Origin of the sequence: Photobacterium sp. J15, from assembly GCF_963870815.1 — a bacterium.
In the GTDB taxonomy this organism is placed as follows: Bacteria; Pseudomonadota; Gammaproteobacteria; order Enterobacterales; family Vibrionaceae; genus Photobacterium; species Photobacterium marinum.
Map to the genome: position 1 here is coordinate 938,128 of NZ_CAWMUI010000001.1, position 19,651 is coordinate 957,778.

Here is a 19,651-nt window from a genome sequence, read left to right on the forward strand (position 1 = left end):
TGGCTTTTAGCCGCTTGCTGTTATAAAGGTGTTCAATAAGTTGCTTAAATAATTCAACCTAATTCATGCTCAGTTAGCTTGATTTATGTATTTTTAGGTTTTAACTGATTGATTTTTAGGTTATTGATGATGAGGGCGATTCGTTCAGTCGGCGCCATAAATGAAGTGATAAGGAGTGTGATTTTACTCAACGTTTACTGAAAAATAATGAGAAGGTGTTAACAAGGGGAGGATTCATTCGCTATCGAAGATAGCTGGGGTCAGGGTAATAGTATAAAGTGATAGGCATATAAAAATGGCTTAATAATAATGATGACTGGCGGTGGGAATATCTATGAGTGAGCAACTTCTCATAAATAATAGTTATATGGTTGATTTCGATGAGCAAGCTGTTCAAAGCCAATTGACCGGTTTAAGAACTGTATTGGGAAGTAATGAAATTGCATTGCTACGATATTTTCTGGAACACCCTGGAGTAACTCTTTCTCGTCAGAAACTGCTGGATGAAATATGGACATCGAAAGGGATGGTGGTTGAAGACAGCAGTTTAATGAATTCCGTCTCGATATGCAGAAAAGCGTTTGAAGATAAAAAAGGGGAGGTGATACGTACCGAAAGAGGTGTCGGTTATCGTTTTGTTGCTCAGGTTGACAGCATTAAAATCAATAATGAAATAACACCTGAATATAAATATGGTTTTATTAGTCAATGGTTACCATATATGGCGATTATCATAACCTTTGCAATAATTAGCTTTTTCACTCTGCGCTATCAGCCAGTACAAGATGCGAGTGAGTATTTAGTGGGATCTTACAGCCAGTGCACCTTTACCTCTCCTGACGGCAAAGAGAAAAGAGATTTTTTGAATGCCACGGTTTATCAGCTTGATGATGGACGGATCTTAATTACTGAAGATGGCCGGTCTTTTAGTTACCCGGCATCTGTGAAGGAGGTTGTCTGTGAATAAGTTGGTCAAAGTATGTATTGTCATTTTTATTGGTACTGCCATTGGAGCTCTCACCCATATTGTGCTCCCTCAGTCGTTTTCTGAACAGCTCTACAGCAATACTTCTGTCTATATGCCTGTGGCAAAAGATAAAGGGTTCCTGATGGATCTGAATCTGGGAGTCGAGTTGCGAGAGGGCAACGACTTTTATATGTACGTCGCTTATCCTCAGCGCCAGCTTGGAGTCTCAATCTCCGGATATTATGAGTTCAGCGATGGTAAGTTGTCTTTGTACAGTGAAAAGCATGATCGAATTATGCCTGAGGAAAATGTGACTTTATTTGATCATTTTTTTACCAATGGAGAGACTTTTGCCGGGAAGGATATGGAGATGCTGGCGCTAAAAGATGGTGTGATTTTGTTTCTTGATCGTTCTGCTTTGTATCTGACTCATGATGAACTGCATTTAATCAATCACTCTGCTAAGTAAAAGTAGTGGGGCGATAGAATCAGTGTCTTACCTCCTGTTTGTGTATTGTCATTGTTGATCTGAGTTTCGCACATTTAAAACTTGAAATGCATGCTACGCTTAAACACTTTGATGGTTTCTCTGTATGCCTGTTGTTTGATTTTTTAAATAAGCTCCTGTTTTTGTTGGTTATTAGTTCATTAGCTTTCCAGTAAAAGGTATCGCTCAATGATTGAAGCAACGAAAAATCAAAAGATGCTGTTTGTGGTGGTGGCTGTTGTTACCGCAGTATATTCAATCTTCGCCGCAGTGTTGATGACTGAGCCGGGGCAAAGCCTGAACTTACCTCGTAGTTGGGTGGTGGCTTATTATCACTACCGATGGCTGTTTATTGGCCTGAATGTGGCTTTGCTTATCTATCTCTGGTATTTACACCTTAGCCTAAAAATATGGACAAGGTTTTGGATGAGCCTGGCTACTGTTGGTGTGGTTGTCTGTATTATTGCTGCTAATTTTCTCTTAACCGCTTTTTTCCCGTCTTATCAATACGGTGCAAATTATGTATCTATTGAAGAAGCTGACGGCATTTTAGATGATAATGAAGTTATTTATGCTGTTGAAATAAATGGAGAAGTACGGGGGTTCCCTCGAAAGCATCTGGAAGTACCGCATATTGCTGGTGACAACATCGGTGGCAAAGATGTCGTAATGACATTTTGTGCGCTCAGTAATTTACCTGTTGTTATTGAGCAGGATATTGGTTTTGGTAAATCTGATCTTGGAATTCTGATCCAGACGCATAATAACCTGGTAATGGTTGATCGTCAGTCCGGTGAGTTGATCCAGCAGATCACTCGCCAAACAGAGTTTTCTGACAGTGAAATTGTGTCTCATCCCAATACGATGACAACATGGCGAAGCTTTAAGGAACTCTATCCTGATGCCAAGATATTTATTTATGAGTTTAATCGTGTCGTTGACTCGTTATTGCTCGCTTTGTTTGAAGGCCCGATGGAGAAGCAATTTAGCAATGAGCATGGTCCGATATTTCCAACCCTTGCGATGACTGACAATCGCTTGCTTCCCAAAGAGCAGGTATGGGGCTTTGATGCCGGCAATGTTCAGGTAGCTTTTACTCGTTCTTTTGCCAAGCAAAATCCTTTATTCAGGTTTAGCTTGGAGGGGCAGTCCCTGGTGATGGTTTACGATGAGGAGCATGACATTGTAAATCTGTTTGATGGGTCTATTGATGGTCAGCTGGTTGATTTTGAGTCGGTCGACTTCAGAGGAGTGACTGAAAACGGCCAATTGGTTCAGTTGCCAATGCACAATGGTGTGTTCTGGATGGTATGGTCACACTGGTATCCGGATACGCAGGTATATGACGGATAGTGCCAAGTATCGGTGATCTCTGTTAATCGTTGGTATTTTATGGACTTATCGTTTAGCCAATATCCACGTGAAAGTTAAGGTTCATTATGAGAACACTTTTCTTATCGATGTTGTTGCTCCTTTGTGTAGAGGTCAATGCCGCGGCTCCGGCTTTCAGTCGCTTATATGCAGTGGCTGACAGCGCTGAAACTGTGTATCACACGCCAGCCGGTATGACCCGCCTTGATGCGAATGCATTCACACTTTCAGGTATTCTGATCAAATACATGGGGGAGTTTGATATTGATGAGAGTGTGACCACCATATCAGGTGGTGCGCCAGATTCTGGAGACCCAATTCTTGTTCCTTCTTTGTATTATGTTCATGTCGTTAATGATGACTGGCGTGCCGGTATTTCCCTGAATATTCCTACCGGATTCGGCTCAAGCAGCGGGGGAAGCTGGGCTGGTCGTTACTATAGTACAGAGTCTTCTCTTATTCTGATCAGTACCAGTCCGGGCGTTGCTTACAGGGTCAATGAATGGTTGTCTCTGGGCGGCGGACTGAATATCAACTACACCACTTCTGACATCACCACAGCCATTGCCAATAGTGATCCTGATTTTTCTGATGGTAAGCTGGAAGTTGAGTCGGATGGGCTGAGTGTTGCTGTGGTGTTGAGCTCTCTTATTGAATTATCGCCGACAACACGGATAGGGTTGAACTATCACACTGAATCTGAAGCCGACAGTGAGCCGGATGTCAAAATCAGTGGACTGGGAGCATCTTCCGAGGCTATCGAGCGGCTTGAAGTTGCTATTAGTGATCTTGAGATCGCAAGTAAAATTCCGGCTCATTTTCAGTTCGGTATTTATCACAGACTGGATAATGACTGGGAGCTGACCTTTGACAGCATCTGGATGAACTTTTCTGAGTTTGGTGTGACAGAAATTAGTATCGTTGATAACGAAATCCAGGCTCCGGATGATTTATATGAGGACTTCTGGGCTTTTTCGGCTGGACTCTCCTTTCCGTTATCAGCAGGAATGACCGGCAGAGTCGGAGCGCTTTATGCACAGTCAGCAATCAAAGACGAAAATCGCAGCTTTTCCTTTGCTCTCGATCGAATATATGGTTTGGGTGCCGGTATTCAGTATGAGCGGCAGAGCGGGGATATCGTGGATGTAAACCTCAATATATTTGATACCGGAAATGCGCCGATTGATACCGGAGACGATCCTGTGCGAGGGCGGATTGCGGGTGAGTATGTGGATCACTATGCTCTTGGTCTGGAGCTGAGTTACCACTGGAATTAATGAATTTAAAACACTGGATTGATTCATTTGTATACCTGAAGAGAATGTAATCTTATTTAATCGTTTTTTACCAATGGGGACCTCTTAGCCGGGAAGGAGATGCAGGCACTAAAAGATGGCGTGATTTTGTTTATTGAACATTCTACTTTGTATCTGACTCATGATGAACTGCATTTAATTAATCACTCACTCTGAAAGGTAATGAACGAATAGCCAAATTATACCGTAAGATTTTAGTAGGGTTTAAACATTGGCGTTAAAAAATAGCTATACATAAATAGGACATGCTTGGGGGATGAATACGTTGTTAATAACATGTTAAAGCATTTTTAATAATGTTTTGATTATCCTATAGCCTGATAAAACCAATATGAAATAAATGGACTTTAATTTAGGTTTAGCGCTTAAGTATTTTATTAAGCTAGATTTATATATAAATATCAACAAGGATAGGTTATGCATAAAGGAAAAATATCTTATCGAGCAGACACTCGCTCGCCTACAGAAATATTTGTAACAGGCTTTAAGAATTCAACCGGGTGGGCAGATGATTGGTGGAGTTTCCACTTCAAAAGAGCTTTCTATTGCAATGAACTATGCTGCTTGTTATGGCGGTTATGTTTATGCGATTAAGGGCGTTGATGGTGTTGATTTATTAGATTATTTTGTAAAAAAACGCAAAGACCCCGGTGCCGTCAAAAATGCAATGACTCAGATGGAAATTGCTTATAAAAATATTCCTGCCAGTAACATCTTAGCCGCTAGAAAGGTAGACTCGTCCGGTAGAGTCATGCGTTTCAGTGGCCTATTACATACTAATGATAAGGCTAAACATCATAAAGAACTGTCTGTAATTACTCGCGTTATGTCTCTCGATATATCAGTAGACGAACCAAGATTCGAATAGTAATTATGATTCATAATAGTAATGATTTATAAGTCGATAAGGCCAAGGTTAATTCCTTGGCTTCGTTTTTATTGTTTAAATAACCAATATCTAATTGATATTAGAACATCTTCTTCATAGGCAGGCTTTGGTAAAGTTTGATTCGCTTTGGTGCAATGGGACCTTTGACGATTAGCTCTTCCGTGTGTGTGGCACAGTCTTGAAGGTAATAATATAGTTTAGTATTCCAGTAGTCCTCATCAAAATCCAGCTCTCCACGAGCAAGCTTTTTATCTTCCTGAAATTTCAACAGTTTAGAGTTTGGGTTAACGCCTTTGTAACTAAGGGGCGTAAGTGGTGTGAGATCGTTAGCAACGTCAATGAACTCAAGGCCGGTAACATTAATCATGTATACATAAACATAATCGGGTTGCTTGTAGATGGTTCCCATATTGTCAGATAGCGGACCTTTCTGTTTTGAACCATCTGCTTTTTCATTTAATACAGATTCAAGAAAAAAGCGAGATACACCTCGTAATGATTTGGCACAATAGACAGTGTTGTTGCCATAAACTTGGTTCATCCAGTCATTATTACTGCCATTAAACCCATTTTTAAGAATGGCTGTTGGCGGTCGAAAATCTAATCTGTATGCATTGATTGGTTGAACCATATTAATTTCCTTTTAAATAAATCCGTATCAGTCTAATTAATAAACTTAAAACACTGGATTGAGTCAGTTGTTATGCTGGAGCTGCATAGTATATCGCCTTGGTTATAGACGATTTGGTAAAATTCCTCATGAATATGGTTTGAAGCATGAGCTTCGCTGAAGTCATGCTCATTATCATCCAGCCCTAAGTGATCCTGCTGTTTGCTCTTCGTCGAAAAAATATCTTTGTTCAAAAATAGTAGTGATGAGGTTTTATGGGATACTCCGCTAAATGAAGTGCCAGAAAGTGATGATTCTACATCATAGAGCCCGAGAAACATTTCAGACAGGGTCGACATGTATTTATAGCGGTCAACCCCATTTGGGTGATAGACATATTTTTTGCTATAAATCGTGCGGTTAACGTTGTCACCTAAAATCGCTTCTGAGTAGTGGTTGTTAAAGTGACGAATAGTACATAATAAAATGAAAGCAATGGTGATATAACTGATTATAAAAAGTTTAATTGCACGCTTCATTAAGACTATCTCTGATTTCAGAAAATGGCAGATCGACGGTGAAAGTCATGTTCAGTACGCGTTCTTCTTTCAGGCGGTCAGACAAGTAGATGCAGGAAAGATAAAACCGCTCAGGATTTTTCGAGATAAACAGGTGTTTAATCTGTTGGTTAATATCTCCAGCTAACGCTTCGTATAAGATAATGCTACCAGGGTCCTGATCGATATGAACCTGAGTTTGCTCTGTTTGTATTAGCTGCCAGGTTTCTTTTTCAATGTTACGCTGTTTGTAATAGTTGAAGCTCCATAGGTATATGAGCGTGGCTACCACTAACAGTAATGATATAAACAGATGGAAAAGATTTTCTTTATATCGATTCAGGTAACGACTAAGTAATGTGTCTAACTTAAAGCTTTTATTACTATTTTTTCCTGGTTGCTCTGATTTTTCTTTTTCAATAACAGAGATCAGTTTTGACTGTTCAGGTTCAATTTCTATGTTGGTTTTATCAAGCTCGACAATGCCTGGAACCAGCATGTAGCCCTGACGAGGGATAGTTTTAATGACTCGCTGTTGTTTACCGCTGTCACCAAGTGTCAACCTTAGTTGGGCAACGGCTTGAGTTAAGCTGGATTCAGATACAACGCGCCCTTGCCATACATGATTGACAATGTTTTCTTTCGATAATGTTTTTCCTTCATTTTCTACAAGCAATTGTAGAAGCAAGCAATCAGCCGTCTTTAGCCTTTTATATTTGCCACTAAGAGTATCGTAAAGCTGTGTTCTATTATTTGGGTTGAGCAACCACATTCATTATTCCACGTATGGGTGTTTTATTTTTGGCTATTCATAAAGCGCAACAATTATACATATGAAGCATAAAAGTGTCATGTAAAACATTGTGCGTTTATCAATTTAAACATTGTTAGTTAACGTTTAAATGCAAAATAACATTTTTAATATGCTGCATCATTCATAACTAAAATACAGATTAACATTTCTCTATACTCAAAGTGTTTCTTATCGCTTAGGGGGAGTGTAAAAAAGCATCATCAAAATACTCACAACTGAGTAATTACTCTATCTTAGTGCTATGTTTTAAAAGTCTATTTTATTTCAAAACTCTTCATTAGAGTTAATCTGTTTTCCTCGTTAATTTTGAATGGTTTTTTAAGCCATGTGATTGACTGGCTCATTATGTTTCTCGTTTGTTGGGTGAGTGCTTATTTTGGCAAGTCTTTATTTCTTTAGAGACTTTTAAATTTGGATGGTCTCGACAGCCTTTGATTTTAATCTCGCTAATAAATTCAATTCGAGTGCTATAAATTTAAATTTGAAGAGGTTTAACATGGAATACCCAATTCCAGGTACAGAACAATCAACAGTTCAATATAAAGAAAAATATAACAACTACATTAATGGTCAATGGGTTGCTCCTGTTAACGGTCAATATTTTGAAAACCATTCACCGGTTAACGGCCAGCTAATTTGTGAAGTAGCTCGTTCTGACGAAGCTGATATTGAACTTGCTTTGGATGCAGCACATGCAGCAAAAGATGCATGGGCAAAAACCAGCGTAACAGAGCGTTCTAACCTGCTGCTGAAAATTGCAGATCGTATTGAAGAACACAGCGAATACCTGGCAATTGCTGAAAGCTGGGAAAATGGTAAGCCGGTTCGTGAAACACTGGCGGCAGATTTACCGCTAACGGTTGATCACTTCCGCTACTTTGCCGGTTGTATCCGTGCTCAGGAAGGTACTGCGGCTGAGCTTGACGCGACAACGGCTTCTTACCACTTCCCTGAACCAGTTGGCGTTGTTGGTCAGATCATTCCATGGAACTTCCCACTGCTGATGGCGGCATGGAAGCTGGCCCCTGCGCTGGCTGCCGGTTGTTGTGTAGTGTTGAAGCCTGCTGAGCAGACTCCGACATCAATTCTGTTGCTGATGGAAGTGATTAATGACCTGCTGCCAGCTGGTGTTGTGAACGTTGTTAACGGTTACGGTAAAGAAGCGGGTAATGCACTGGCAACCAGCAAGCGCATTGCTAAGCTGGCTTTCACAGGTTCAACTGAAGTGGGTAACCACATCCTGAAATGTGCTGCAGATAACCTGATCCCGTCGACAGTTGAGCTGGGTGGTAAGTCTCCGAACATCTTCTTTGAAGATATCTTTGATTTTGAAGATAGCTACCTGGATAAGTGTGTGGAAGCGGTTCTGCTTGCTTTCTTCAACCAGGGTGAAGTGTGTACCTGTCCTTCTCGTCTGCTGATCCAGGAATCTGTTTACGACAAGTTCATGGAACGCATTATTGAGCGCCTGAAAACAGTTAAACAGGGTAACCCGCTGGACGTGAATACTCAGGTAGGTTCACAGGTATCTAAAGAGCAGTTCGACAAGATCCTGAGCTACATTGAAATCGGTAAAGCTGAAGGTGCTGAAGTACTGGCTGGTGGTGAAGCTCTGAACGAAGGTGAAGGCTACTTCATCAAGCCGACAATCCTGAAAGGCCACAACAAGATGCGGATCTTCCAGGAAGAGATCTTTGGTCCGGTTATCGCAGTAACAACCTTCAAGGATGAAGCGGAAGCGCTGGAAATCGCGAATGACACAGAGTACGGCCTGGGTGCGGGTGTGTGGACGCGTGACACAAACAAAGTGTACCGCATGGGGCGTGCTATCGAAGCTGGCCGTGTATGGGTGAACTGCTACCACGCATACCCTGCACACGCTGCGTTCGGTGGTTATAAGAAATCTGGCATCGGCCGTGAAACACACAAGATGATGCTGGATCACTACCAGAATACGAAGAACCTGCTGGTAAGCTACAGCGAAAACCCTCTGGGCTTCTTCTAATCATCATTAGTGCTTTTTTGCTTACAGGGTTGGCTTTGCCAGCCCTGTTTTTTGAGGTTGTTATGATCGTATTTAATTTTGATGCTGTAAAAACATTGCTCCCGGTATTATTGGCAAAGGCTGAAGACAGTTCAGTTCACCTGATGTTTGATGACGGTATACAGGCTCACCGAGTTGTGAGTTTTGAACCGCACACAGAATGTTTTGACTGTAACGGGCAGTTTTATGATGAAGTTGTGGGTTACTGCATGAAGTTGGTAAACAGTACCGTCATTAACTTTAGGGTCTGTGGCGGAGAACTGGTTGTTGCCTGAACCAGAACGACAAAGAAAACGTGTTAGCTGGTAAGTTTTCATTTTGGAATTCGATATGAACCTGTCAGATTATTTAATAAAGCCGGTTCAGGTAGCGGGGACATTCCCTTGTGCCGGGGAGCCGGTAAAGGAATTCAGCTTGGTGAAGCATAACCTCGATGTGCTTACTGATACGGATATCAGAGGGAAAAAGTGCCTGCTGTGTATTTTCCTTTCGGTGGATGTGGCCGTGTGCGCCGATACTGTCCGTGAGTTTAACCGGATGGCCCGCAAGCTGGATAATACGGAAGTTCTTTGTGTTTCAGTCGATACACCTTTTGCCCTGCAGCGCTTTTGCGAAAGGGAAGGTCTGGACTATATCACTGTAGCTTCCTGTTTTCGGTCTGCCAGCTTTCCATCAGACTTTGGTGTTCAGCTGACGGGCTCTGAACTTGCCGGATTTACCGCCAGAGCAGTGATCTGTCTTGATGAGCAAGGGCAGGTGATTCACAGTGAGCTGATCAGGGAACTGGCCCGGCAACCGGATTACTATTCAGCATATCTAGCCTTACGGTGAGGTTAGCTACAATAATCAGCTAGTTTGTTAAAGCTGATTGAACTCGCTGTTTGTTCGATTGGCTTCTCATTTTTCAACTTTTCTTAAAGTTATTGCAATTCAATCTCATAGTTCATGTTTGAGATCATTCCCTTTCATTCCACATCCACAGAGACTGGAAATACTACTGGTTGATACCGTTTTTATTTCAGGCAATTGCTGCTTTTTTGTTTGGCTGGGAAGTGCCGGATGAGTAATCTTTTGAAGTCCGTCACTCAATTTGACTCAGACATTGATAAAGCGCATAGTCCTCTGGTAGTTAAAAGCATAATGTTTTCGACGTTCCGTTATTAGATTAAGTTAAAGGTTACAAATATGTCTGATGTGCCAGTATCTGTTACAACAACCGCAGCCGAAGTGATTCAGCCGGTTGCTGAATCTTCAGGTTCAATTTGGGGTTATGTAGCAGGTGGTGTTGCTTTACTGGTTCTGGCAGGTTTCTTCGCGTATAAGAAAATCAATACGCCGACATTTATCATCAATCAGGTAAGAAGAAGAAACCAGAAAGAGATTAAGAAGCTGGGTGTAGAGAATTCTGAGTTTATTGTGGATCTGGATAAGCTACTGGATTCTGTTCAGGAATATGCCATCCAGAACAACCAGAAGGGTTCTGATGTTGTGAAGATCATCAGCCCGCTGAACGATACATCCCGTATCAAAACCGCTCGCGATATGTACCAGTCAATGATTTTCATTGCTAATGCAATCAATGATGCAAATCTGGCTCGTGAGTTTAAGAACAAATCCAAGCAGGTGAAAGCAAGCTCGGCTCTGATGACCGGTCTGTTGAAGCGTGCGGGTATTTAATCGCTGATAGCTTGTGGTTTTTGACTGGCAGGGTGACACAGTTTGCTCACCTCGTTTGATCAGACTCTGCCAGTGAATCCATCAACTAAGAAGCTGCGTTGACTTGTCACGCAGCTTTTTTTTAACCGACTTATCTAAAACAAGTGATACATTTTGCATAAGTGACAGGGCTTGCCTAGTTTTGTTTGTAAAAACAGATAAATCGGTGAGTATATGCATCGCTGTCATCTCAATGTATTACCGCATCTCTTTATTATTCTATCTTCTCTCTTTTTGCCTTCATCCGCGCAAGCGGCACAATGGCGGATGATGGTTGGCGGGCACGATTTCATCGTTGACCAGGCGAACTCTCACACTTTGGGGTCTGGCATCGGTATTAGTTTTGCCGATACAACAGAGTCTGATATTTCACTGTTCGGGCGTTTTAATACCTATTTTGATTTTGATATTGATGAGCTGGACCCGGACCATATTCCTATTTGGTTCCAGTCTGATTTTGTGGCTGAAGGGGAGTTGGTTCGGCTAACAGAGACGGCTTCAATCTCATGGTTCGTTGAGGCGTTTGACAAGCGGAATACGGTCAGCTCTGTTGAGCAGCAGCAAAAGCTCATGCCTGGCTTTGATTTCAGCTTTAATGTGCAGCGTTATAAGGTTGGAACAAAAGCTTCAGCCGGATATTACGCGCTTGAGATTGATGATGATGTACCCAAGTCACGAGGTTACAGCCGTGGAGACTTAAGAAACAGCACATCAGCATTATCATTACAGTTGTATGCAACCGTTGCGTTTAGCGAAAAAGCCGGAGTGAATCTTTCGGCTCAGCAGTGGCATGACGGAGATGATTGGCTTGAGAATCAGTACCATTTGAAGTTGAACTATGATGTTGCAGATTGGATAGCTGATAGCCTTTTTGTTATCAATATTATTCATACTGAATATAATCTCGACTCGTACAATGATCCTCAGAAGTTATCAATATTACCCTGGGATAGGGATACTTTTGTTCGGGTCTTCCTCGAATATCCGCTTAATTGATGATTTGTGGTGAATTAAGAACGTTGTGAATGGCTTGCAGGCAGATAACTCAGTAAAAAAGAGAACTCTTACCGGGTGAAAAGGCAGAACCCGGTAAGAGTTACATTAGAAGGTAGTAGGTTGTCATTACTCAAACCTCTCAGAACATCGCAATCAGGGGGATGCAATTGGCCTCGTTGTTATTGTTGGCCAGTCAGAGCGGGCAGGTATTTTGCCTGTTGAGTAAGTTCGCATTATGAATGATTACGTGATCCAAATATGTTGAAGATGCGGTTTGATGTCACATTATTGGAAATCGTTCCCTGCTATATGGGGTTTTATGCCCGAAATTAGGGTGTTCATTCTCTAAATTATTGCTTCCGGTTTGTTCTGATGGATGTTTTTGCCACTCTGACTGAGAGGCGGATAGTTTTCAGTAGGTAGATGATAACGCTTGCCGAGTACAAGAGGCTGTACCCGGCAAGTATTTTTAATCATAGGTGGGTTTAAACCTTCAGATCTGTCATCAGGCTTTCCAGTACATCGGCTTGCTGGTTGAGGTGTTGGATCTCGTTGTTGGATTGGGTCACCATGTCAGCCACTTTGCGTGACTGTACCCGAACCTGTTCAACGTCTGAGGCAATATTATCAGCTACCGCACCTTGCTCCTCTGCGGCTGCAGCAATCTCAATACTACGACCGGCAATGTATTGGTTCTTCTCTGAAATATCACCAATATCCTTACTGACGGAATCCATCAATTGCTCACTTTCTTCAGCATTGCTTACTGTCTGGCGCATAACGCTCATTAAGCCTTGGCTGTTGGTTTGCAGTGCTTCAATCATTTTTTGTATTTCGACAGTGGCGTTTTGAGTCCGGCCCGCCAGGGTACGAACTTCATCGGCAACAACAGCAAAACCGCGTCCCTGTTCACCGGCTCGGGCCGCTTCAATTGCAGCGTTTAGGGCAAGCAGGTTCGTTTGTTCTGAGATGGCGTTGATGGTGGTGACCACATCATCAATCTGGGCTGCATTGCTATCGAGCTCCGATACCGCTTCTGCGGCTGAGTTAATTTCGCTGCCCAACTGGTTAATGGCCGAGAGTGTTTTCGTAACCTGAGCCAGGCCTTGTGCTGTTACCTGGGTAGCATCGTTCGTCTGGCTTGAAGTGTCCTGTGCATGGCTGGCGACTTCACGTACTGAACTTGCCATTTGCTCTGTGGCGCTGGCAAGAGAATCAATACGCTCTTGTTGTTGTAGGGTGAGGTGCTCATTTTCATTGCTGCGCTGGCGTAGCTCGGAGCTGATTTGCTGGATTAACGCAATGGCTTCCTGGGTTGTTTTTACCAGTTTGTGTTCGCGTTCGGAAACGCGATCGACGGTTCTGGCTATCAGGTTGAAGTCGTTGCGGGCCGGGGCATGACCGATGCGGTAGGTCAGGTCGCCATCAGCAAGTCGGGTAACGGCATCATAGATGTTATACAGAGCTCCGCCCATAAAGGTCATGATGTAGTACAGGCTGAGAATAATTAAAATGCACGCGGCTCCGACAAACGCCAGATGGCTGAACGTCAGCCCGGACAACAGGTGAGGTTGTTCTTTGGTTGTCAGGCTGTATCCGGCGTTAGCGACTTGTGCCGAGTGTTCACCATGAGTGCCGAGTTGAAGGCTGCTACCGGCAAGGATTTGTTGGATTTGATTCTGCTCGAGATCCGATTGTTCGATGAGAGCTGCAACAGTTTCTACTTCTTTTTGCAGTAACAGGTTTTGTTGGGTTTGAGCGGCATCAATCAAGGTTGTGCTGACGATGATAATGGCAAGGATAGGGGCAAAAAACAGAATTAAAAAGTTCTCTTTAAGTGTCACATTAATCAGATATTTATCTATCCAACGGAATGCAATTTCTTTCATTAGTATTTCCTACTGCTGGCAAGCTGCGCAACTTGTTAAGTTGGTCGATATTATGAATGAAAAAGAAGTCAAAAAACGTTGAAAGAGTTGAGCTGTATCACAATTGGAGAGATTGTTATAAATCTGAAGTAAGCGACATAAACCTGAATAAAAGGAGCCAGCAGCGGATATTTATTCCAACCTGCTGGTCTTATTGGATTATTAGATTATCAATTTAATCACCAACCTGTTGGTGCCAGAGCTTGGCGTACAGTCCGTCTTTTTCCAGCAGCTCTTCATGGCTACCACTTTCGCTGACCTGACCTTTATCAAGGACAATGATTTTATCAGCGTGACGAATTGTATTGAGGCGATGGGCGATACTGATGACGGTTCGCTCGCGGCAGATTTCATCCATGTTGGCCATAATCGCCGCCTCTGAACTGTAATCGAGTGCTGAGGTGGCTTCATCAAGCAGCAAAATCCTCGGGTTTACCAGCAGTGCACGGGCCAGGGCAATGCGCTGACGCTGTCCGCCGGACAGGGCGGCACCTTTTTCCCCGACCGGATGGTTGAAGCCGTGGGCAAGCCCTTCAATGAATTCCAGTGCGCCAGCCAGTTCGGCGGCATGACGGACTTCATCATCCGAGGCTTGTGGTTTGCAAAGGCGGATGTTATCCGCCACGCTGCCGGAAAACAGGATACTTTCCTGCAAGACCACACTCATGTTCCGGCGCAGGGAAACCGGATCGGCGATGGCGAGATCCATCCCGTCAACCAGTACCTGTCCGTGTTGGGGAACGTACAAGCGTTGCAACAGACGGGTCAGGGTACTTTTGCCAGAGCCTGACGGTCCGGTGATCCCGATAAACTGCCCCGGTTCAATGGTCAGTGACAGGTTGGCTAATACTTCCGGCGCATCTTCGTGGTAGCGGAAGCGGATGTTGCTGAATTCAATGCCGCCCTGAAGTTCCGGCACTGATGCCAGCCCCTGTTTGCTGTTTTCTCTTGGCTCATCAAGAATATCGCCGACCCGGCGCAGGGCAATCAGCGTATGCTGAAAATCCTGCCAGATCTGGGCCAGGCGCAGTACCGGCTGGGTAACGTGGCCGGCCAGCATATTGAAGGCAACCAGCTGGCCCGGTGACAGCTCGCCGTTAAGCACTTCGCTGACGCCCCACCAAAGCAGCAGGGCGGCAGTGAGTTTCTGGATCAGCGCAATGCCCTGGCCGGCGATCAGGCCGGATTTCTGAGCATCGAAACTGCGGTTTAGCTGCTGGCTCAGGATGCGCTGCCACTGCTGTAAAAAACGGTGCTCGGTAGCGGTGGTCTTGATTGTTTCGATCCCGGTCACCGCTTCGGTCAGGAAGCTGGTGGCATTGGCATCGGTCTCATATTCGGATTCGACTTTCTTGCGGATAACCGGTCCGGCGATCAGCCAGAGCACAAAGTAGATCATCAGGGATCCGAGTACCAGCCAGGTCAGTGAACGGGCGTAGTGGAACATCACGGCAAGAAAGACAGTGACGAAGATCAGATCGAGCAACAGCATCAGGGTTGAGCCGGTCAGGAACTGGCGGATCTGGGCCATTTCGCGAACCCGGGCGATGATCTGCCCAGTCTGGCGCTGCTTGAAGTAAGTCAGCGGCAGGCCGACCAGGTGACGGTATAAGCGGCCGGACAGTTCGGCATTGACCTGGCTGGCGAGGTGACCGAAGACAGTATTGCGCAGGTAGCTGTACGCGGGCTCAGCAACTGCCAGTGCCAGCATGGCCAGTGCAAGGACATGCAGGCTCGACAGGCTGCGGCCGACCAGTACCTTGTCGATGACATTTTCAAACAGCATCGGGCTGACCAGCGCAAACACCTGCAGGGCGATGGCATACAGGAAAACATCCCGAAGCTGGCTTTTCTGGCGCAGAATGGATGGCGCAAACCAGCTCAGGCCGAATTTGACTTCTTTGCTGTCGATTTCTTCATCCGCCAGTAGTACGACTTTGTAACTCAGGTGGCGGTTATCTGTAGCCAGAGGCTGTGCTTGTTTGGCTTGGCTGGTTGGATCATATAACGTCCAGCCCTTGTCGCTGACATCGGTGATCACCTTCCAGCCCTTGCCGGTTTCCACCAGGGCGGGCAGGGGCAGCGTAATGATATCGAAGGCACTGACCGTCGTGATTTGGCTTTTCAGTCCGATGAAATCCGCTGCTTCCCTCAGCTCCGCATCACTCAGGCCGGGGTGGTTAACCCCCAGGGCGTGCCTGAGCTGAGAGTTGGTCGATTTCTTATGAAAGTGCTGCCCGGCATAAACCACAGCATCAATGGCGTGATTGTCCTGTTGCACGGCGGCTTCATCCCCATTTGCCGGTGCGCCTGTTGGTAAGATCATGTCCACGGTTACTTCTCCCTCAGCGCTTCAGCCTGGTATTCGCGGATCGGGCTCAGCAGGTAGTCGATAACCCGCCGCTTGTCGGTTTTGATCTCAGCGACAACCGACATGCCCGGAGTCAGTTCGACAGCCTGACCGTCAACCAGGATGTTGTTGGTTTTGAGCTGAACTTGTGCCGGGAATACCAACCCCAGGCGTTCATCGGTGGTGGAATCGCGGGAGACGCTGAGCAGCTCGGCGTCAATGGTGCCGTAGCGGGTGTACGGGAAGGCATCAACCTTGATAGTGACCTGCTGGCCCGGGTAGATAAAGCCGACATCCTTGTTGAGGATTTGCACCTCGGCTTGCTGCACCGCATTTTCCGGGACGATGATCATCAGGTTTTGCGCCGGCTGCAGGACGGCACCCAGGGTGTAGACGCTAAGCTGTTGAACCGTGCCGTCAACCGGTGAACGGATGATTTCCAGTTGTTCGCGTTCACGGACTTTCGACAGCTCCTGGCTCAGGGCGGTTAGTTGCAGCTTGGCCTGCCTGCGTTTTTCCAGCCATTCCCGTTGTTTCTGTATCCTGAACCCGGACAGTCGTTCCTCTAGGCTGTGGTACTGGGATTTCAGGACGTTCAGCTCAGCCTGCTGCTGCGCAACCTGCCGTTGTGCTTCCAGCAGCTCTTTCTCCTGCTCAAGGTATTCCACCTTACCAATGACTTTGACTTGGTTTAGGGTCTTGCGGGCTGTCAGTCGCTGGCTGATGTTTTCAGTCAGGCCGGTCAGGGCATTGATGTCACTCTGGCGTGCGGCCTGCGAGGTTCGGTTGACCTGCATTTCAGCACTGATGCTGGCAAGGGTTGCTTCAAACTCGCGCTTTTCGCTGAGGTAGTTTTCGCGGATCAGCGCCTGTTGTTGCCCCGGCAAGGCGGTGAACATGGTATCTTCCGCCAGTGGCTGGTCGCTTAACAGTGCCCGGTAACGAAGCAGTTCGTTTGTCTGGAACTCGGACTGGGTGATCAGGCGTGAGATATCCTGGTTAACACCCAGAGTATCAAGGGTCAGCAACGGCATCCCTTTTTCTACCCGCTGACCGTCTTTAACATGGATGCCGATAACCCGGCTTTGTTCATAGGACTGAATCACTTGAGATCGGCCGGAAACCACCAGGCGGCCGGTGGCGGTGGCCTGGACATCCAGTTTGCCCCAGTAAGCCCAAACCAGGGCTGCAATGACCCCAAGGCTGAGTGATATTGCCGTGATGCGGGCAAATGGTGAAGGGGGACGTTGCGACAACGCCAGATGTGACGGCAGGAACTCGTAATGCGGCTCAGTGGTTTTGCCTTTTTTGAATTTGCCCGTAAGGCGCTTGATTGTTTGGATCATGCCGTGGGTTCCTCCTGTTTCAGTTCCTGCTGTAGCTGCCATAACTGTTTGTACTGTTTGCCATGTTCCAGCAGCTGCTGATGGCTGCCCTGTTCGATGATATTGCCCTGATGAAGCACGATGATCCGATCGCAGTCCCGGACGGTAGAGAGCCGGTGGGCAATGGTGATCACGGTGCGCCCTTTGGCTATGTCGGCCATATTGGATTGGATCAGCGCCTGGGATTCATCATCCAGCGCACTGGTGGCTTCATCGAGGATCAGCACCCTTGGATCGGAAAGCAGGGTACGGGCAATCGCCAGTCGCTGCCGTTGGCCACCGGACAGCGACTGACCGCCTTCGGCCAGTACGGTGTCATAACCCATCGGCAGTTTGAGAATGAACTCATGTGCACCAGAAAGCTTTGCGGCTTCAATGATCTCTTCCAGGCTGGCTTGTGGGCGAGACTGGGCGATGTTTTCGCTGACGGTTTTGTTGAACAGGAAATTTTCCTGCAGCACGACACCGATCTGTTGCCTGAGTTGGTGGACGCTGATTTGATTCAGCGGGATACCGTCGACGGTCACTTGCCCCTGCTCCGGGCTGTAGAGCCGCAGCAGCAATCTGGCCAGGGTACTTTTGCCTGAGCCGGAGGTGCCGACTACCCCCAGGGTTTCCCCGGCGCGGATATCCAGAGACAGGCCGTTGATGGTCGGCGGGATGTCCGGCTGATAGCGGAACACGATGTCTTTAAATGAAATCGCCCCATGCAGCGTGACCTTATCGCTGCCGGTATGTTGTTCCGGCGGCAGATTGAGCATGTCACCGAGCTTTTCAACCGCGACCCGGGTCTGGATAAACTGGCCCCACAGCTCAACCATTCGTGATAGGGGCTGCGCAATATGGTTGGTCATCATATTGAACGCAATCAGCTGGCCGATGGTCATCTGTAATGACAGCACTTCTGTTGCGCCCAGCCATAGGATGGCGACACTGGTGACTTTCTGCAGTAGCTGGACAATATGGCTTGAGCGGTTATTCAGTTGCTGGACTGCGTATCCGGTCGTGACCATTTTCTCGGTTTGCTCATCCCAGCGGCGGACAAACCTCGGCTCGACAGCCAGGCTTTTGACGGTCTCACTGCCGGCAACGGTTTCGGTCAAAAATGAGGTATTGGCGGCGGCATGGGTAAACTGTTTTTCGACGGCCGCCTGCATACGCGGTGTCAGCCACCAGGCCAGCAGGGCATAAAGCGGCACTGTTGCCACAAACAGCCAGGTCAGCGTGCCTGACAACAGGCTCATTACGTAGACGAAAACGAACATGAACAGCAGTTCGACCGTCAGGGTGAACATTGAGCCGGTCAGAAATTCCCGCACCGTATCGAGTTCGCGTACACGGGTAACGATGGCCCCGACCTGGCGGGATTTGAAAAACAGTAGCGGCAGGCCGAACAGGTGTTTGACCAGTTTCAGGCCGAGCTGGATATCAATCCGGTTCGCGGTGTGGGCATACTGGTATTCACGAAGGCCGCGAAGCAGTACTTCGATAATGCCGGTGACAATCAAGCCGAACACTAATACATCCAGGGTTGACCACGCCTGGTGAACCAGCACCTTATCCATGACTACCTGGAAAAACAGCGGTGAAATCAGTGCCAGGATCTGTAATACAAAGGAAAATAAAAAGATTTCACCTAATAATTTTCTATGTTTCAGAAACTCAGGAATAAACCAGCGAATATCAAACCGGGATTGTGGCTGTTTTATATCAAGCCATTTTCCGTTCCAGTTGGAAGATAGTTCATCGTACGGCAAAACTTCAGGTTTTTCTTTATTAGCTTTTTGTATTAAACATTTTTCTTTATTAGTTTTAGCTAAAATGAAAGGTGTGCCCTGGCTATCAAAAAGGATTGCTGGCGTTTTTATTTTTTCGAGTTTTTTTAGGGGGGATCGTTTTGTTAATATTTTAAATTTATTTTCTCTTTCAAGCTTATTTACTTCTGATTTGTAATTATTAGTTTTCGTTAAATTAACGGTATCTTTTATGTCCTTTTTACCACCGTTAATGATTGTCAAATAAAGCTGTATGCATGAAAGCGTTAACCCTTCATTTTTTGTCATAATTGATTTAGTTAGGCAATGAATTATTTTTACTTTCTTGGGGGCGGAGAATGCTATCACTGCTTTTTATATGGGTCAATAATGCTTTTGCTCTAACTGTTTGGGTTATTATTGACTCCTTTCTTGGGTGGGGAGTATTTGGTATTGATAGGCTAGGG

The 19,651-nt window shown here is 45.6% G+C and carries 17 protein-coding genes; 10 read left to right on the plus strand and 7 right to left on the minus strand.

Translation table 11 applies throughout. The annotated features are described in order from the left end of the window. Window positions 1-334: 334 nt before the first annotated feature. From AACQ93_RS04685 to AACQ93_RS04705, 5 genes are all read left to right on the plus strand, one after another. The gene (locus tag AACQ93_RS04685; RefSeq protein ID WP_084418959.1) at window positions 335-967 is read left to right on the plus strand and encodes a winged helix-turn-helix domain-containing protein; all 633 of its coding nucleotides are present in this window, start codon (window positions 335-337) and stop codon (window positions 965-967) included. After that, window positions 960-1,436, plus strand: coding sequence for a hypothetical protein (locus AACQ93_RS04690; RefSeq protein ID WP_064602519.1), 477 nt, complete (start codon window positions 960-962; stop codon window positions 1,434-1,436). The genes AACQ93_RS04685 and AACQ93_RS04690 overlap by 8 nt, the downstream gene beginning before the upstream one ends. A 207-nt stretch (window positions 1,437-1,643) precedes the next feature. Further along, on the plus strand, window positions 1,644-2,807 hold the full coding sequence (locus AACQ93_RS04695) for a DUF3179 domain-containing (seleno)protein (RefSeq protein WP_064602521.1): 1,164 nt from the start codon (window positions 1,644-1,646) through the stop codon (window positions 2,805-2,807). 86 nt (window positions 2,808-2,893) lie between these two features. Next, entirely contained in the window at window positions 2,894-4,102 is a 1,209-nt protein-coding gene (locus AACQ93_RS04700; RefSeq protein WP_084418962.1) for an OmpP1/FadL family transporter, read from the plus strand. 547 nt (window positions 4,103-4,649) lie between these two features. Further along, window positions 4,650-5,009: a hypothetical protein gene (locus tag AACQ93_RS04705; protein ID WP_064602525.1), complete on the plus strand. Its 360-nt coding sequence runs from the start codon at window positions 4,650-4,652 to the stop codon at window positions 5,007-5,009. Window positions 5,010-5,109: 100 nt separating this feature from the next. Here the strand turns inward: AACQ93_RS04705 and AACQ93_RS04710 are convergent, their stop codons facing one another. From AACQ93_RS04710 to AACQ93_RS04720, 3 genes are read right to left on the minus strand one after another with little or no spacing between them, the layout of a single operon-like run. Then, window positions 5,110-5,661 (minus strand): hypothetical protein, encoded by a 552-nt coding sequence (locus AACQ93_RS04710; protein ID WP_064602527.1) that lies wholly within the window; start codon window positions 5,659-5,661, stop codon window positions 5,110-5,112. Window positions 5,662-5,693: 32 nt separating this feature from the next. After that, the gene (locus AACQ93_RS04715; protein ID WP_064602529.1) at window positions 5,694-6,179 is read right to left on the minus strand and encodes a hypothetical protein; all 486 of its coding nucleotides are present in this window, start codon (window positions 6,177-6,179) and stop codon (window positions 5,694-5,696) included. Then, on the minus strand, window positions 6,163-6,969 hold the full coding sequence (locus AACQ93_RS04720) for a winged helix-turn-helix domain-containing protein (protein WP_064602530.1): 807 nt from the start codon (window positions 6,967-6,969) through the stop codon (window positions 6,163-6,165). The genes AACQ93_RS04715 and AACQ93_RS04720 overlap by 17 nt, the downstream gene beginning before the upstream one ends. Window positions 6,970-7,507: 538 nt before the next feature. On the opposite strand from AACQ93_RS04720, the gene exaC reads away from it, so the two are divergent. From exaC to AACQ93_RS04745, 5 genes are all read left to right on the plus strand, one after another. Continuing rightward, window positions 7,508-9,016 (plus strand): acetaldehyde dehydrogenase ExaC, encoded by a 1,509-nt coding sequence (exaC, locus tag AACQ93_RS04725; protein ID WP_064602532.1) that lies wholly within the window; start codon window positions 7,508-7,510, stop codon window positions 9,014-9,016. 62 nt (window positions 9,017-9,078) lie between these two features. Further along, complete coding sequence (locus AACQ93_RS04730) at window positions 9,079-9,330, plus strand: hypothetical protein (protein WP_157097513.1); 252 nt, start codon at window positions 9,079-9,081, stop codon at window positions 9,328-9,330. A gap of 55 nt (window positions 9,331-9,385) precedes the next feature. Next, window positions 9,386-9,886, plus strand: a complete 501-nt coding sequence (gene tpx, locus AACQ93_RS04735) for a thiol peroxidase (protein ID WP_064602536.1) — start codon at window positions 9,386-9,388, stop codon at window positions 9,884-9,886. Window positions 9,887-10,240: 354 nt separating this feature from the next. Beyond that, window positions 10,241-10,732, plus strand: coding sequence for a hypothetical protein (locus AACQ93_RS04740; protein ID WP_064602539.1), 492 nt, complete (start codon window positions 10,241-10,243; stop codon window positions 10,730-10,732). A 213-nt stretch (window positions 10,733-10,945) separates the two neighbouring features. Beyond that, window positions 10,946-11,767: a hypothetical protein gene (locus AACQ93_RS04745; RefSeq protein WP_064602540.1), complete on the plus strand. Its 822-nt coding sequence runs from the start codon at window positions 10,946-10,948 to the stop codon at window positions 11,765-11,767. Between the two features lie 485 nt (window positions 11,768-12,252). Here the strand turns inward: AACQ93_RS04745 and AACQ93_RS04750 are convergent, their stop codons facing one another. The 4 genes from AACQ93_RS04750 to AACQ93_RS04765 all read right to left on the minus strand — a co-directional run bounded on the left by AACQ93_RS04750 (window position 12,253) and on the right by AACQ93_RS04765 (window position 19,493). Then, window positions 12,253-13,656 carry a methyl-accepting chemotaxis protein gene (locus AACQ93_RS04750; RefSeq protein WP_064602542.1) on the minus strand — a complete coding sequence of 468 codons (1,404 nt, stop codon included), beginning with the start codon at window positions 13,654-13,656 and terminating at the stop codon, window positions 12,253-12,255. Window positions 13,657-13,870: 214 nt separating this feature from the next. Further along, a complete protein-coding gene (locus AACQ93_RS04755) occupies window positions 13,871-16,021 on the minus strand; it encodes a type I secretion system permease/ATPase (protein ID WP_064606491.1) in 2,151 nt (716 codons plus the stop codon). 8 nt (window positions 16,022-16,029) lie between these two features. Continuing rightward, window positions 16,030-17,391 (minus strand): HlyD family type I secretion periplasmic adaptor subunit, encoded by a 1,362-nt coding sequence (locus AACQ93_RS04760; RefSeq protein ID WP_064602544.1) that lies wholly within the window; start codon window positions 17,389-17,391, stop codon window positions 16,030-16,032. Then, window positions 17,388-19,493 carry a peptidase domain-containing ABC transporter gene (locus AACQ93_RS04765; protein WP_064602546.1) on the minus strand — a complete coding sequence of 702 codons (2,106 nt, stop codon included), beginning with the start codon at window positions 19,491-19,493 and terminating at the stop codon, window positions 17,388-17,390. The genes AACQ93_RS04760 and AACQ93_RS04765 overlap by 4 nt, the downstream gene beginning before the upstream one ends. Window positions 19,494-19,651 lie beyond the last annotated feature (158 nt).

What these genes read in the sequence shown, in the direction of transcription:
- AACQ93_RS04685 (WP_084418959.1), top strand. Translation starts at nt 335, where the DNA reads ATGAGTGAGCAACTTCTCATAAATAATAGTTATATGGTTGATTTCGAT.
- AACQ93_RS04695 (WP_064602521.1), top strand. Translation starts at nt 1,644, where the DNA reads ATGATTGAAGCAACGAAAAATCAAAAGATGCTGTTTGTGGTGGTGGCT.
- AACQ93_RS04700 (WP_084418962.1), top strand. Translation starts at nt 2,894, where the DNA reads ATGAGAACACTTTTCTTATCGATGTTGTTGCTCCTTTGTGTAGAGGTC.
- AACQ93_RS04705 (WP_064602525.1), top strand. Translation starts at nt 4,650, where the DNA reads ATGATTGGTGGAGTTTCCACTTCAAAAGAGCTTTCTATTGCAATGAAC.
- AACQ93_RS04710 (WP_064602527.1), bottom strand. Translation starts at nt 5,661, where the DNA reads ATGGTTCAACCAATCAATGCATACAGATTAGATTTTCGACCGCCAACA.
- AACQ93_RS04715 (WP_064602529.1), bottom strand. Translation starts at nt 6,179, where the DNA reads ATGAAGCGTGCAATTAAACTTTTTATAATCAGTTATATCACCATTGCT.
- AACQ93_RS04720 (WP_064602530.1), bottom strand. Translation starts at nt 6,969, where the DNA reads ATGTGGTTGCTCAACCCAAATAATAGAACACAGCTTTACGATACTCTT.
- exaC (WP_064602532.1), top strand. Translation starts at nt 7,508, where the DNA reads ATGGAATACCCAATTCCAGGTACAGAACAATCAACAGTTCAATATAAA.
- AACQ93_RS04730 (WP_157097513.1), top strand. Translation starts at nt 9,079, where the DNA reads ATGATCGTATTTAATTTTGATGCTGTAAAAACATTGCTCCCGGTATTA.
- tpx (WP_064602536.1), top strand. Translation starts at nt 9,386, where the DNA reads ATGAACCTGTCAGATTATTTAATAAAGCCGGTTCAGGTAGCGGGGACA.
- AACQ93_RS04740 (WP_064602539.1), top strand. Translation starts at nt 10,241, where the DNA reads ATGTCTGATGTGCCAGTATCTGTTACAACAACCGCAGCCGAAGTGATT.
- AACQ93_RS04745 (WP_064602540.1), top strand. Translation starts at nt 10,946, where the DNA reads ATGCATCGCTGTCATCTCAATGTATTACCGCATCTCTTTATTATTCTA.
- AACQ93_RS04750 (WP_064602542.1), bottom strand. Translation starts at nt 13,656, where the DNA reads ATGAAAGAAATTGCATTCCGTTGGATAGATAAATATCTGATTAATGTG.
- AACQ93_RS04755 (WP_064606491.1), bottom strand. Translation starts at nt 16,021, where the DNA reads ATGATCTTACCAACAGGCGCACCGGCAAATGGGGATGAAGCCGCCGTG.
- AACQ93_RS04760 (WP_064602544.1), bottom strand. Translation starts at nt 17,391, where the DNA reads ATGATCCAAACAATCAAGCGCCTTACGGGCAAATTCAAAAAAGGCAAA.
- AACQ93_RS04765 (WP_064602546.1), bottom strand. Translation starts at nt 19,493, where the DNA reads ATGACAAAAAATGAAGGGTTAACGCTTTCATGCATACAGCTTTATTTG.